The sequence below is a fragment of the Melioribacteraceae bacterium 4301-Me genome, from assembly GCA_041538185.1.
Classification (GTDB): Bacteria; Bacteroidota; Ignavibacteria; order Ignavibacteriales; family Melioribacteraceae; genus Pyranulibacter; species Pyranulibacter aquaticus.
This window is the reverse complement of the sequence record JBGORM010000005.1, coordinates 170904-185888: the sequence shown is the minus strand read 5'-3', so window position 1 is coordinate 185888 and position 14985 is coordinate 170904. Positions and strand designations below refer to the sequence as shown.

General features: G+C 30.5%; 15 protein-coding genes. All 15 read right to left on the bottom strand.

Annotated features, from left to right (window positions below):
* Window positions 1-3: 3 nt before the first annotated feature.
* Window positions 4-483 (bottom strand): hypothetical protein, encoded by a 480-nt coding sequence (locus tag ABRY23_10020; protein ID MFA3783387.1) that lies wholly within the window; start codon window positions 481-483, stop codon window positions 4-6.
* A gap of 2 nt (window positions 484-485) precedes the next feature.
* Window positions 486-1607, bottom strand: coding sequence for a hypothetical protein (locus ABRY23_10015; protein ID MFA3783386.1), 1122 nt, complete (start codon window positions 1605-1607; stop codon window positions 486-488).
* On the bottom strand, window positions 1604-2311 hold the full coding sequence (cas6, locus tag ABRY23_10010; GenBank protein ID MFA3783385.1) for a CRISPR-associated endoribonuclease Cas6: 708 nt from the start codon (window positions 2309-2311) through the stop codon (window positions 1604-1606). Before cas6 (ABRY23_10010) ends, ABRY23_10015 begins: the two co-directional genes overlap by 4 nt.
* Before the next feature lie 205 nt (window positions 2312-2516).
* Window positions 2517-3437: a nucleotidyl transferase AbiEii/AbiGii toxin family protein gene (locus ABRY23_10005; protein MFA3783384.1), complete on the bottom strand. Its 921-nt coding sequence runs from the start codon at window positions 3435-3437 to the stop codon at window positions 2517-2519.
* A 1-nt stretch (window position 3438) separates the two neighbouring features.
* The gene (locus ABRY23_10000) at window positions 3439-4209 is read right to left on the bottom strand and encodes a hypothetical protein (GenBank protein MFA3783383.1); all 771 of its coding nucleotides are present in this window, start codon (window positions 4207-4209) and stop codon (window positions 3439-3441) included.
* 161 nt (window positions 4210-4370) lie between these two features.
* A complete protein-coding gene (cas3, locus tag ABRY23_09995) occupies window positions 4371-6743 on the bottom strand; it encodes a CRISPR-associated helicase Cas3' (GenBank protein ID MFA3783382.1) in 2373 nt (790 codons plus the stop codon).
* Window positions 6731-7444, bottom strand: coding sequence for a CRISPR-associated protein Cas5 (gene cas5 / locus ABRY23_09990; protein ID MFA3783381.1), 714 nt, complete (start codon window positions 7442-7444; stop codon window positions 6731-6733). Before cas5 ends, cas3 begins: the two co-directional genes overlap by 13 nt.
* Entirely contained in the window at window positions 7441-8466 is a 1026-nt protein-coding gene (gene cas7b, locus ABRY23_09985; GenBank protein ID MFA3783380.1) for a type I-B CRISPR-associated protein Cas7/Csh2, read from the bottom strand. Before cas7b ends, cas5 begins: the two co-directional genes overlap by 4 nt.
* A gap of 12 nt (window positions 8467-8478) precedes the next feature.
* Entirely contained in the window at window positions 8479-10218 is a 1740-nt protein-coding gene (locus ABRY23_09980; GenBank protein MFA3783379.1) for a hypothetical protein, read from the bottom strand.
* Window positions 10219-10270: 52 nt separating this feature from the next.
* A complete protein-coding gene (gene cas6 / locus ABRY23_09975) occupies window positions 10271-10927 on the bottom strand; it encodes a CRISPR-associated endoribonuclease Cas6 (GenBank protein ID MFA3783378.1) in 657 nt (218 codons plus the stop codon).
* A gap of 199 nt (window positions 10928-11126) precedes the next feature.
* Window positions 11127-11516, bottom strand: a complete 390-nt coding sequence (locus ABRY23_09970; protein ID MFA3783377.1) for an HIRAN domain-containing protein — start codon at window positions 11514-11516, stop codon at window positions 11127-11129.
* Between the two features lie 128 nt (window positions 11517-11644).
* Window positions 11645-12031 carry a GxxExxY protein gene (locus tag ABRY23_09965; protein ID MFA3783376.1) on the bottom strand — a complete coding sequence of 129 codons (387 nt, stop codon included), beginning with the start codon at window positions 12029-12031 and terminating at the stop codon, window positions 11645-11647.
* Between the two features lie 238 nt (window positions 12032-12269).
* Window positions 12270-12518, bottom strand: a complete 249-nt coding sequence (locus ABRY23_09960; protein MFA3783375.1) for a septation protein SpoVG family protein — start codon at window positions 12516-12518, stop codon at window positions 12270-12272.
* A 127-nt stretch (window positions 12519-12645) separates the two neighbouring features.
* On the bottom strand, window positions 12646-13503 hold the full coding sequence (locus ABRY23_09955) for a helix-turn-helix transcriptional regulator (GenBank protein MFA3783374.1): 858 nt from the start codon (window positions 13501-13503) through the stop codon (window positions 12646-12648).
* A gap of 496 nt (window positions 13504-13999) precedes the next feature.
* Window positions 14000-14791 (bottom strand): CRISPR-associated endoribonuclease Cas6, encoded by a 792-nt coding sequence (gene cas6, locus ABRY23_09950; protein MFA3783373.1) that lies wholly within the window; start codon window positions 14789-14791, stop codon window positions 14000-14002.
* Window positions 14792-14985 lie beyond the last annotated feature (194 nt).

The following is a 14985-nucleotide window of genomic DNA, read 5'->3' as shown; positions in this document are numbered from 1 at the left end:
CCTTTAATTATTTTCTAATTGTTTTTCTTTCCCGATTATTCCGCTTAAAAAAGAGAAGATGAATACTTTGAACATTTCCTCAGAGTATATCGGTTTGAATACTTCTACTAATTCATCCGGAAATTTCCTTTTGTTTGCTACAAATATCCTAAGTATACCATAGTAAACATCATCTTTTTTACCAGCTCTAGCTTGCTCAAGCAAACGATAGCCCATGTTTTCAAATGCATCTCCTAGTTCTTTTTTTAATGCATATCCTTTTCTGGTAAGATTATCAACTAAACTCGAAGCATTTCTTCCTGCAACTCGTTTGTAAAGATTTTCAAATTCCTTTTCATCTTTTTTGAGTTCGGCAGCATACTCAATTAGTTTTTGGAACTCTTCATATTTTTGATTGAGTTCGTTATAATAGTTCTCAAAATCTTTGAGAACGGGCTGGCAATCTTTCAATTGCTTATTTAGGATTTCTAATTTTTCTTCCATAGCTAATTCCTTTTTAATTTATCTTCAATCAACGAATATAATTTCAATATTTTGTTTGCGGTTGAGGTAGGATTATATTGGTTCTTCGGTTGGTAAAGAATACTACTTATAAATTTTTCATTTCTGTTATTATAGTCTTTTGTACCCTCTCGCAATAGTTTGTATCCTATCTCAGTTAAGAAAGAAAACTTCTCATCTAAAACTATATTTAAAATTTTAAATTCTGCTAAATCAGATAAAATATTAGAAATATTTCTATCAGATATTATTTTTATTACATCCGATGGCAGCGAAAAGAACTCAATCCTATCTTCTAACTTTCCTTTGTCATTTTTGATTTTATACTTGTGTACAATTTCAATATTCATAGTTGTCCAAACACCAAGAACACTCTGTATTTTTCTTGTGTATTCAATTATTGTAGTAGCAAGTATCTCTCTAATTTTTTTATTCTCTTCTTGGGATGAATTGCCATACAATTCTTTTACAAGTTTATTCAAGTCGTACATCAGGCGAAAAGAGGGTACGTTAATAAAGACTTGAGATAAATTTGTAAGTTTTGTAATTGCCAAATGATGATGAATTTCTAAGAAACTGCATAAATGACAGATTTTAATTCCGTGGTTGTTATTCCAATATGAATTTGGAAATTTTTCTGGTGCTGGGCCTAAATCTTGGTTATGAACAAAATTAAAATTTGTTATTCTACTTAGAAATTTTTTATCACTTTTCTGCTTGTTATTTATTCTTGTTGAATCTTCATTTGTTAAGAAATATCCATTATTGCAAAAATCACAATTATCACCTTGCTTAACTCTATCTAATGATTTGACAAAGTCATAAAAAAGTACTTTTTCATCTTCGGTGGTTAAATAATTACGATATACTGCATTTCTATAAATTGATGAAACGCGACTATCCTTATTTTCATCGAAATACCTGGTTTTTATATTTAACATACTAAAAAGAGGTAAATCTAAGATTACTGCACCGGTATTTTTTAAAGAATTTTTTATATCAATTTCTTTTTCAACGGTTTCAACAGAATTGATAAAACCGATTACACTAGCATTATACAGCCAATTAGAAGGATAAAGAGTTATTACATTTTTTTCTTCACTCATCCCACCACCTCCAGCATTCCGAAACCTTGAGAGCGGTGAACTCCAAGTCCAACATCGTAAATCATTTGGAGTATCTCAGGTTTGGATTTAATTGTAAACATTCCAGTTGTACTTGGCATTTTTTTGTAATGATAAAGAACTCTTCTTTTCCATGCCTTTACCTCAAACTCAAACGGAAAATTAGAATCGTCACACAAAAATTCTTTTGCACATTCACGGACTGAAAATTCCAATCCTTCTAAAAATCCTTCTTCACCTGGCAGCAAAAATTTGTTGGAATCCCCTATATTATTAACAAGTAACGGCGAAAGTGTTTTTACAACAATCTTTTCTTTGTTAATTTTTTTATTCGACTGGAGGTAAGCTCTCAACGGTCTGAAATTAATTGAGCTTCCGTTGTTTTGCCAGGTATGCTCTTTCACTTTCAAAAATCCATTGTAAATATTTGTTGCAAGTTGAATTGAAGACGTAGAAAAATTTACTTTAACAATTTTTCCAACATTTAACTTGTCGCCTTCATTCCCTTGCAGCTCAGGGAAATATGTTCCGAAAGTGAAAGGTTTTAATTTGTGTTGATTATAATAACAATTGAAAAGTAATGGATCCGTTTCTTCAATAAGTTTTTTAATTAGAGAAATAAATCCACGACCATAATTTTTGGGAATTACATCGGGAGTTATTTCATAATCAAGTGTTAACCTCATTTTACCTCCTTATTTTTTTATCCGTGCTAATCCGCGTCATCCGCGTAATCCGTGTTCTATCTCCACGCTTTTAGAACACGGACAACACGGATTTACACGGTTTTTATTCAATGCTAATCAGTACAATTCATATTCTGTTCTTTTAACAATTTGTTTATAATGGATGATAAAGTGAAAATTTCACATCTAACTCAGGAAATAGATTTTATTTTTCGAATAACCAAGGAACACGAGGGTGGTTTTTAATCTTTTTAATATTATCCTTGAATAAAAGTTCGGGTTTAAATTCCTTATTTGAGAAAAGCGTTAAATATAAATTTTCTTTTTTGTTAAATCTAAGTAGTCTATCGATAAAAGGATCTAAGATTTCAAAAGCTGTTTTCAGTTTAAAGTGAACACCCCTTCTCAATGTTTGAAGTAAATTAGTTTTTATTTCGTGATTTGAAATTCTTCTATACAATTTTTGTGTGATTTTCTCAAAATTATCACTTTGAATAGAGCAATAAAAAATGAAAGCAGATTTAAGAAGTCTATATTTTAACATGCTTTTACTTTTCACAATTTCGACGGCATCAAATAAATCGCGAGGAGTTGCACGAAACAAGAGAGCAGTAAATTTACTTGCAGCTATCTCTTCAAAAGATAAAGAAACAACTGAAGGTATATGGAATTTATTCAATATTATTTTGGGCTTATTTTTTTTCGGGGCGAATAGAGGAACACGAAGCATATAGTTAATTTCAATTTCTATTGTTTCATTACCACCATTGAATTTATCATAAGATAATATAAATCGATCTTGAGCATATTTATCTTTTTGATGGTTGAATGAGTAACCTAGAAAAGAAGCTATGTTAAAAATGAGGTCAGTTATTTTGTTTCTATCGTTGAGCATTTTATCTTTTTCAATCTGACCGACGTAATTGAAGTCAAGATCTATAGACAAACGTGGAAGGTCCCAATAAATAAGATTAAGTGCCGTTCCGCCTTTGAGAGCCAGCGACTTCATAAGAAAATCGGAGCGATTGATTTCCTCAAGAAGTTTAATCATGCGCAATACCTTTTCAACAATATGGAGATGACCAAAAGGTGTATTTTCAAGTTGACTGCTGGTATAGGCTTGCAAATTATACTCCCTTTAACATGTTGTTGATGTTGGAAGGGATCATCAAATTCCAAAAAGAGTTGTACTTATATTCAAATCCTTCCAAGTTATAAAGGTACATAGGACGTTTGGATACATGTCGCTTCAATTTATCTAAGAATTTGTTTTCTACGTTCCATCTATCTTGCAATAGTTGAAGTAGCCAGCCGGTTTTTGAGAATAATATTTTACGATTAAGTTTAGTTAAGTATTTATATAAGTTATTAAAATTTACAGACGGAAAGTTGCGTAGACTTTTTATTGTTTCCTCGATACCACCGCAGTAATTCATTCTATCTAAGCAATCAATTAATGTTCTTTCTCGGTCAGATACTTTTACCAAAAGATTATCAATCAACAGCTCTACTATTCCAGTATTAAGATTGTCATTTATTGCTTTGGTTGATTGGTAAGTTATTTCATTATAGAAAAAAGGTTTAAATAATTTTTTTGCAGCAATGTATTTAATATTAAAAGTTGTATAAGCTACTCCATGTAATTCCAATGCAGTGTGATACGCCAGATAATAATCAGTAGTTAGTGAAGCAGCTATTTTATAAGGATTAGGAGTAACGGTAGATTTACCAAATGGGATTAAATAATAAAGTCCATTTCTTATCTTAAGTATTTTGTTTTGGTTAATATATTTATTAAGCAACCGCGATAAACTTGCTTTTGATGTTGTAGAATATTGCAAAGCCTGGTCAAAAGTGAACAACTCTTTTTCTGCAAATAATTTTAATAGTCCGCTCATTTTTACCTAATTATAGTTTATAATAGAATAATGTGTTCTATCTATTACAAAATATAGGTAATGATAATATAAATTCCAACAAAATAAAGATATACGAGCTTTGCTACTCTGTAATTATTTTAATTGGTTTTCGTAATCGAATGCAAGTGTCGATTATATTATTATAATATTTGATTAATACTTGATAATTCCACCCCTTTTGCTGAACTATATCCAGTTGACAACTTATAAATTTGAAAGCAGGGGTCTTTATCAGCGACTGGTTTAACATCTTTTGATTTTATTCTTACCTGCACAATTCTATCTGACATTTTTTTCAACTGATTTTCGATTTCAATCCATTTCACTTTTTTCTTTTCAAAATCGTTGTACATAATATTTTGTAATTCCTCATATAATCGCTCAAGTATTTCAAACTCGTTGTCATTTTTGTTTCGAGGTATATAATACCGTATCTCCTCTCCGTATTCTCTTTCATTAATTAGTTTAAATTGACCAACTTTTTCGAAAGCCATCTTTTTTATTTCATCAATCAGATCAGTCCCATTATGTTGTCCAAAGATTAAATTTTGCTGTGTAAACTGAAAAAATTTTTTTTGAACTTCTAATAGTCTAGCTTCATCAATATCACTCATTAGAAAAAGTATTTTAGAAAAAGATAAGATATCTCGATCCATTCCTTTATAGATTAAAGATGCCCTATCATAATCACCTTTTACTAATTGAAAGATAACAATTTGTGCACCCTCTTTTACTAAACCATTTCTGTTACCTCTGCCTGCGGATTGAATAAGGTTTGGAATTGGTGCAAAGTCTCTGTATACGAGTGGAAAATCTATGTCTACTCCCGCTTCAATAAGTTGAGTAGATATTAAAACGACCTTTGTTTTCTTTTTTAAATACCATTTTGCAACTCGAATTTTTTTCTTTCTATCTGACGGTGTAAAATGAGTATTTAACAAAATTAATTTTAATTTTGATTTAAGTTCACACAACTTAGAAAACAATGATTTAGTATCTTCAATAGTATTTAGTATTACTAATGCAGAGGAATCATTTTCTACTATTAGAGAAGCAAGTCTATCAATATCTATTTTTTCACTGATTATTTTCATTTTGTATCTGTTAAAGACTTTGGAACTAAAGTAATTTAATGACACTAATTCTGGGGGTACAGTATAACTTCCGAAGAATTTTGTTAAATCATGTTTATTATTTGATGGTAATTCAAAATATGGCATCGTAGCGGTAGAAATAATTGCATAAGAATCATATTTCTTGCAGAATATATCAAGTAATGCTACGAAAAAGCCATAAAGTCTTGGTGGTAAAGCCTGAATCTCATCTATCAAAAAAATTGCTCTTGAAAAATTTGGAAGCTTAAGCAAAGTTGAGTTTTTATTACTTAACAACGTTTCAAATATTTTTACAAAAGTAGTTATTATAAAAGGATGATCAAATAGATCATCCGCAAATTGGGCATTGATTATTTTTTTATTTGCTTGAGGGTCTGCATCTAATTCTTTCTGGTATACTTCAAATAATTTATTCTCAGCTTTTGAATCAATCCTAACTATACTGTTACTATTCTCTTTAAATATGTCGTTACAAATAGATTCCACTTGCTCAGTGATAGAAAGAAAAGGTAATGCGTATATGATTCGATAATCGCCTTTACTTTTCAAAATTTCACCAGCTAAACTCAAAAGTATCACTGTCTTGCCCGAGCCTGTCGGTGAAGTAAGGGAAAAAATTCTATAACCCTTACCCAGAAGACTTTTAATGTTTAATTTTGCTTCCTCACGAATCTCAGTTCTAATCTTGTTAATTTCGCTATCATTCCTAAAATTGCTAATATAGTTTTTAAGATTACTATTAAATGTCTTACAAAAATTCCTTAAATCAGAAGTAGATATAAAATTGCTAGCATCTTCTTTATCAGCGGTGATTAATGAAGCAAATGAAAATCGAGTTGTAAAGAAAAAATTTAGTGGATCCTTTTCCGATTTCTGTGTTATAAGACAAATTTTGTTAGATATATCATCCAAAATTATATCTTTATATGGAATATTAAGATTGAATGAAACATGAGGAAAATACTTGTCCAAATATTCAGAAGCCGGAAGATTCAGCACTTCACTTAAAAAAGAACTAAGTTTTTCTTTTTCGGAGTCATCCAAGATCTTGGGAAAATCAGGAAGATCCCCATGATGATGTGTAATTAATGCCAATACAGAGCTTATTAAATTGTCATTTCCATGTAAATAATCTATAACCTGTTTATAATTTTCTTTTAAATAGCATAAAAAAATGTAAGCGGATAAATACGAGTGATTAGCATACCGTTTTGTTTTACCTGTCTTTAGTTTTTCTTGAAAGTATGGATTCATTTTACCAATATCATGAAAGATAGCAGATAACTCAGCTACCTTTGAATCAGTTCTTCTTTTTACACCCGCAACAACTCCATTTATATGATCGATTAACTTTTTGTTTGGGTTACTATGTGATAAATATTCACCTAAGTTAACCACCAATATTCCTCCTCTTTATTTTTACTTTTATATAAATAATATTCTCCTTCAACTATAATTTCATTGCCAGCTGCAGGATATATAACTTCCTTGTATTTCTCTGGCAAATTCCAAAAATCATTATTCTGGTATGTTGGTATTTTATCCAAACCCACTCTAAAATGTTTTGTAAGTGATATATCCACAACTCTATGATTTTTGGATATAAAACATTTAGCAGTAAATCTACCATTTTGTAAATCAGAGAATTCACCTTCTGAGAAATAATACAAGTTAGCTGGACAATTGTGTAGTCCAAGAACTGGGGTAAACTGCGCCTCACTATTTTTAACTGCAGTTAAAAAAGAATCAAATACTTTTTCAGAACGCTGATTCTTTAAGGCGATAGATACTAAATATTTCGGATGCTTTAAAAATTCCATATTCTTTGGCGCTTTCTCAAATAGGTTGACCGCTTTTCGCAAAGTAAATCCCCACGATTCTTTCTTTACTGAATTTAATAACTGAACACCGTAAAGAATATCATCACTAAGCACAGGAAATAACTCCTTCATTTCATCACGATCCTTACCTAAAACAGCGCCGAGCAGCCCGATAAAAGCAGTCTTTGTAATAAAATCATGGGTTAATGGATTATTATTAGTTTCCGGTTTCTTAAAGTGAGCCCAGTTGCCTTCAATTTTCAACTGAAACCCTTTCATTTTTTAGCCTCACCATCGAAATTTATCTCAGATAATTTTAGTTCCTTGAATTTTGATTTTTCTTTTTTTTGTCTCTGGATCAAAGATTTCTTTATTTTGCTTGACTCTGTGTAGTATCGTATTTCTTGAACTATATCATTGTTAGCTATAGAGAATAATCCGCTAAAATCAAATTTAAAATCCTCTAATGAGCGTAACTGTTCACCTTTCTTTTCCACTTCGTCGTTAATCTTGGTATTAATTTTTATTAATCTATCCAAGCCATATAATTTTTTATTCGGTTCCGAATAGATTATTTGCAACAGCAATAGTGAGTTTTGATTTGCTTTAGTTCGAGTGTTTACATTATTAATACTTTCCCACAATGCTTTGAACATAATATTTACATCAGTATCTGAAAGGTTTGTGTATTTTGCAGAATAGGAATTTATCCATCCGTGAATTTGATTTATTGCATAGGGAACAACAGTTGTAGTACCGATAGCGCCTTGTTTCTTTTCTTCACTTGATGAAAAGACTGAAGTATTCTGATGTATTCTAAGTTCAACTTCATTAAGAGAAGGATTTAATAAAGCAAATTGTACTGGTCCAGTTAAATTAAAAGCAGCGGCATCTTCTTCATCTGATGAAGGTTCAGCTTTCTTTTTACCTTTAGCTTTTTTAATAGTTACAATACCACCAAAGAGCCTTACATCGATACATTGTAATAATATTTTTTCTGGTTCTGTTAAATTCTTAAATGTCTGTTGTAGTTTTTTAAATCTTCTTGCCGCCTCAGAACCTTCTCCATCAAGATCAATACTCTCTTTATTACTTACAACATAAATTGGATATTTTCTTTCGAATAAGTAATCACGAATATATCTTTTTATCCTAACATCACTCACAAGAATTTTTTTTGTTTCTTCATCATATCTTTGTTCACCTGTGAAGGGATCGCCGTTAGGAATATTATAAATGCTTTCGTATAAAAATAGAAGCTCGGACTTAGTTTGAACTATTGAGTTATTATTATTTTCCATTTTTTACCTCACTTAATTATTTAAATTATCGATTTGATTTTCTTCTTGATTATCTTCTTCATTTTTCTTTGAGCTAGCAAAGTAACTCTCAAAGAAGCCAAAGGCACATTCATTCTTATCAAATCTCCCCTTGAAGGATTTAACTTCTTCTACTAATGTTAAGGATGCCTCTTTAATATCAGGATAAATTCTGCCATGCATTATCAGTTTTTGGTCGATATCGACTTTACACTCAATTAGATCATCTAAGGAAGCTATTCTTCTCGTTAAATTACCCACATAATTTTTCTCAAAAGACTTTATCGGACAATCCTTTCGCCACGAAGCAAAAGGACGAGACATTATTCCCAATAACAAGCCGAGCTTATAACTCGGCGATTCTAAAATTTTCATAAGATTTTCTCCTTCTATTGGTGTATTTTGAATTGTGGTTAAAAAACTAAAATCTTGTATCAATTGATTTGCTTTGTAATTGGCAGTATAAGAATTTTGATTGTCTTGATTCCGTACCGAAAATTCTATTTTCTCGATAGTTGCATTCAGAAGATTCTGGTCATTATAATAATTACCGCTGTATATTTTAGGAAGAGTTTTGTAAAGGTGGTTCTGATACTTTTTTAAAGCCTTTGTTTTATCATCGAAAATATTTAGAAAAGAATTTACTATAAAAAATTGTCTATTAAATCTCTGTTCAAAATTACTTTTTATTTTATTAATTCTATTATTTAACTCTTTTATGTAACTCTTTTCAATACCGGCTATTTCCAGAATATCATTTTCAGTTCTTGCTCCTTCTTTAACAAAAATAACATCAAATGCTATCATACTTTCTTTAACATTATTTAACAAAGGTGAGAACAACCAATCATTGTCTTTTAATTCGTATGATGCCTTTATAACTTCCTCGCGGGTTACTGAAAAATCTTCATAATCCTCTGCTGTCAATCGGTCATCCTTCGCTTTAGGAAGGATCACAATTTTTATTTTTTCAGCCGCCTTATTATTAATATGGAAATTATATGGAGTAATAGCTGGTTTCTCAGTATAATTAATACCGTAAAACAAATTTTTTATTTCTTCTACATTAAACAACTTTGATTTATATTTATTTCTATTTGTAAATAAAGGGAATTGCCTATCATTTTTTTCATCCCCAGAGCACAATGTACGGTATAGCATTTTTTGAAATACTAGACCCTTATGTCCATCTTTTTCAACTGTATTTGTAAAATTGCTAATCATTATTTTATTAATCTCATCTAATGCATCGGTTTCATACCAATGCTTGTTATCAAAATCAAAATGTAAAAAAACAGCTTTAATGCTTCTAAGAAGATTATGAATATCATTTTTATTCTTTCTAAAAGAGTCTGTGAATTTCAAAAGTGCTTCATTTTTAGAACCCTTTAAATATTTTACTCCGTTTTCAAACGCGTCTATAGTAATCCGATAATTTCCAAATTCTTTACCGCTTTTATTTAACCCGTAATAAATGTCCCCATAAATATATTTTATAGCCCCATCTTGGTCTGATGTCTTAAATTTAAGAAAGTACAGCTTATGTTTCAGATTTTCGTTCATTATAGGTGTGCAATTATTTAAGTCGAACGAATAATCTTCAAGAACTGGAATGCTATAAAAAGCTACTTTTTCCTTTTCTTTTTCACTTAATGAAAATATATATCGATGATATTTAAAACCATCAGGTGAATTACGAAAAGTTTTTCCTATTTGTAAAACTGTATCCAGCATCTCACCTCCATAATTTCACTTAATTGATTTATGATAAAATAAAATTATTTTTTCATCCCAATGCTCCGAACCCGCAGCCGGTTGAATGCCCAACTCCTACATTCCATGCAAATTTAACTGCTTCGGGATGACCTTCAACAATTACAGGACAAAAATTTGCTTTATTTTCAATTCCATTAATCTTTACCAGTTTTGTCTTAGGACTATAATAACTTTTATCAAAAGTTACTTTTACATCGTAATTAAGATTTGCAGTTTTTAATTTCTTCTTTAGTGTTTCAGTTAAGTAGTAATCTACATCATCATCTTTAGTTGTTAAATGAATTGCTTTCCTATTCTCATCATATTTACGAATAAATATTGGACTTGCAGCAATAAACTTTTCCTTTGCACCAAACTGAGGAGTTTCTTGAATCTGAATTTCTTTTACTAGCATTCCACAACACACAACAGGATCTTTCATAGCATTCATTATTAATTGTTTACCAATTTCTTCATCCCAAAAACTGATAAACCATTTTGCACCTTTGGGAAAATTAAATCCATCTTTAACCATTTTCCCACCATGCAGCCAGCTTAATGAATAAAGACTAATTTCATCATGGATCTCGTTCCATCCCATCCACTTATGAAATGTACCGATTAAAAAGTGTTGGTAATCAAATGGAACCATTTCCTTATTCGGTGTTAAATTAAAATGTAACCTCATTTTACCTCCATATTATTTTTTAATCCGTGTTAATTCCTCGAAAATTACACGGTGCAAGCCGTGAAATTCGTGTCTCACATCTCACCTCCCTATTTAATTATCAATTCTATTTATCCGTACTAATCCGCGTCATCCGCGTAATCCGTGTTCTATCTCCACGCTTTTAGAACACGGATAGCACAGATTTACACGGACTTATTTATACTGCCATATAAAGTCGTATTTTCACCTTTTTCCAATCTTCTTCATTATAATTTATTTTTTCCACTTCTCCTGTAAGCTTTATGTTTTGTCGTATTAATCGTGAGGGTATTGGGTTTTCTGTACGAGGTACATAGCCTAGTTTTTTTCTATCAGTAGTATAAACTTCTAAAGCGCGGTGATCATAAGGATTATCAGGTTCATATTTAATTATAAGCCTATCGTTTTCTTTAAGGGTTTTCAATGCAATATCACCATCATAATATGAAAAACCAGCTATGTAAAATTTAGATAGAAAAATTTTCCTGCCTTCACTATTAGTCTTGGTAGGTATTGATAATCCCGCCGCTCCTAAAAGTATTTTTTTAATAAAAGATAAACGGTTCATTGTTCTACCCGTTTAGTTTTTATTGATGATAACTTATAAACACTTTCGTTCCGTGCTAATCTGTGTAGTCCGTGTTATCCGTGTTCTATCCACGCTTATAGAACACGGACGACACTGACAACACGGACTTACACGGACAATTGCTTTCTATTATTTGTAAATATTTTTCTTCTGAATTCAGCTTTTTTACCGAAGTTTAATAATAGTCCTACCTTTTTATTGGTTGCACGTAAATAATTTATTAATTGTGCTTCGTGCTCTTCACATAACGATTCTGCTGCTTTCAGTTCTATAATTATCAAATCATTTACTATAAGATCAGCATAGTAATCCCCAATCTCATAACCTAAATAGTGCACTTTTATATTTTTTTGTTGTTCTACTTTTAATCCCATTCTCTGTAACTCAATTCTTAATGCATTTTCATAAACTTTTTCTAAAAAGCCATAACCCAAAGTGTCATTTACTTTATAAAACGCTTTAATAATTTTCTCTGTCAATTCTGAGTGTAACATTATTATACCTTTTTTATTTCTCTGTGCTTACCCGTGTAGTCCGTGTTATCCGTATTCTATCCCCACGTTTATAGGACACGGGCGACACGGATAGCACGGATTTACACGGAGTATCTAAAGAATTAAAGTAATTTATCATAGATTACTTTTTCAATTATTTAATCTTGGTAATTTGCTAATCTTGGTAATCTGGTAATTTGGTAATCATGGTAATTTGGTAATCTTGGTAATAATACCCTCACTTCGTATTGTATTCATCAATTGCCATTTTTTCTAATTTCTTTTTCATTTCTCTTGGAAGTGTAACTGTCTCGTAGTATTTACCATCTTTTCCTTTTTCATCCGGTGATGAAATAAACAAACCATTGTTGCCATTGACAACCCTGAAGCCTTTGATTAAAATTCCATCATCAGTCTCGATGTCGAAAAAGGCTAAGGTTTTTCCGCCATTAGATTTATCGAGTTTGTTCATACGTAGGATTTTCATTTTTGCTCCTCCATTTTTTGTGATTTGATTTTATTTATATAGCTGAATTTGAAGCTGTAAAATTACAAGTCGAATTTCGCAATTAATTTCTTTTTAAACAGTATCATTAAATGATACTTTTTTATACTTACTTGTAATTCTCAAGCACACCATTCGCTGTGTCAATTACAATTTTTTTTAATTCAGGCGGTTCAATAACAATAACTCCTTTACCTCGACTCACAATCCAGCTTGCAATTTCTTTTAAGGAGTTTACTTCTGTTTCAAAGAAAATTGAACCGTCCGGATTTTCAATTACTTTTTGGGATTCCATTAATTGAGAAGGTTTAATTCTTTCTGACCAGGGCGGCAGGAATTTCAATTTGACTAAATAACGTTCGTTGCCCAGCCAACTTTTAAAAGAAGTAGAAAAAATTTCATCTATTTTGTTTTGTCCTATTGGCTTAAATTTTTTATTGAGCGGTTGAACGGATTTTATTTTATTCAGCAAAAATTGTTTAATGATATTTTCGTGATTTGCAAGCAATCGCCAATTATTTTCACTTTGGAATATACAATAAGGATCTAATATTCTTTCTTCGATTTTCTTTTCTTCCGGCTTTTCGTATTCAATCTTTACCTTAAGATTGCTTTCTATACATCTCTGAAGAATAATTATAAACGAAAGTGCTTTGTAATGAAGTTTATTTACCATAAGATTTGTTGCTTTATTGTACGAACTTTGATTTACCGCTACTCCCACATATTGCATAATAAGATTTTTTATCAAGTCGTCATTTATCTTTTGAAAAACACTCACGCCTTTTCCTTTTTTTGAATGAATTGAAATTCCGAGACTTCTAAGTTCTTGTAAATCTCTTTTAATTGTTAAACTGTTTACACCAAACATATCTTCGAGCTCAGTGATTTTATAAGTATTTGGAGAATGCAAAATGATGCCTAAAATTTCGCATTGGCGTTTAAATTTTATTTTGAAGTCTTTCATAAATACAATTAAACTCAACTGATATATTAGAAAATTATATATTCATTCTTACTTGCCACTCGTCTGCATTTTTTTTGTTTACATTTTTATTCACTCGCTCTCTTTAGTACTTTATTCTTGCTCTTTTTGCTTTAATTATCTTTGCGGTAAATTCTTTTAGACTAATTGTTATTTTAAAGGGTAATAAGTTTAATTTACTCTGAATTTTATTTATTACTAAGGTTGCATAATTTGTATTAAAAAAGTTTTAGAAGATTAAGATATATGAAAGAAAAGGCACAGCTTCGCCACGTCAGTTACATAAAGTCAATTTTTTATCATTACAACCTCGCTAATCTTTTCATCCAATCTTATTTTTAAAGTATGTCTCTTTGTCTACAAGCTTTACAATTTTTTAGCTTTGCTAACTTATCAATCCTGCTAATTTGCTAATCTTGCTAATTTGTTAATCATGGTAATTTGTTAATCTTGGTAATTTGGTAATCTTGGTAATATCCTAATCATTAAGAACCTCAGTCAATCCAAATCCCATTGAATTTTTTTCTCCGAAGCCACATTCGTAGCCTATTTTTATTAATTCTAGATTTCCGCTTAAAGTAAATGGTGCTTGCATTCCAATCACATCAATAGGATATTTCCCGAATTCATTGATTGTAATTTTTTTTGTTATACGGGGATGACGCATTAAGTAGTTTTTATCCCACTCAAGTTTTAGAGCCTCAGCATTTATTTCTTTATTGAATATTAGCTTGGCTTTGTTCAACAGGTTAGAAGTTAAAATTCGATTTATATCCTCTGAATCTTCTGGGCGCAAATAGTACTGAGATAATTTCCCGTTTTTTTCTTTGATAGTAGATAAAACAAGAGGTGATAGCAAAAACAATTTGACAGGGCTGATAATATCAATATTTGGGAGGGACTCAATTTGTTTAATCCGAAACTTAATTATTTCTGTGTTATTTGTTATGCTGATTGAAGTAGTTTCAAATGAGCCGAGAACAAAATTTTTAACGAACTCATCAATCAATGGAGATGAAATAATTAAATTTAATGCTGGGTCAATAAGTTTAATTTTATTATCAATAATTTTGAATTCGTTAAAACGAAGAGCGAAACAAAAAAGTTTATACGACTTGCCATTTAACTTGTAACCGATGTCATGCAAAAAAGTTGAAAACTCCTTTGAGCCAAAACGAAGCAAGCTGTAAATAGCCGAAGAAAGTTTATAGTTGTAATTGATATCAATTCTACTATTATGGGGTGCTTCTAAAAATAATTTTAGTCTCATTATATTAAAAGCTTTGGATAGTAATAATTGCAATATAATTTTTATTGTAAATAATGGAAATAAATTCTTAAAAAATATTTAAATGTAATCTTTTAGTTAAAAAGTTTGTCACTTAGCTAAGTAACTACTCTAATAAGTTAGTCCAACAACTGATTACCTTCTTAAAACCGTTCAATCCAAAATTAATTTTTATT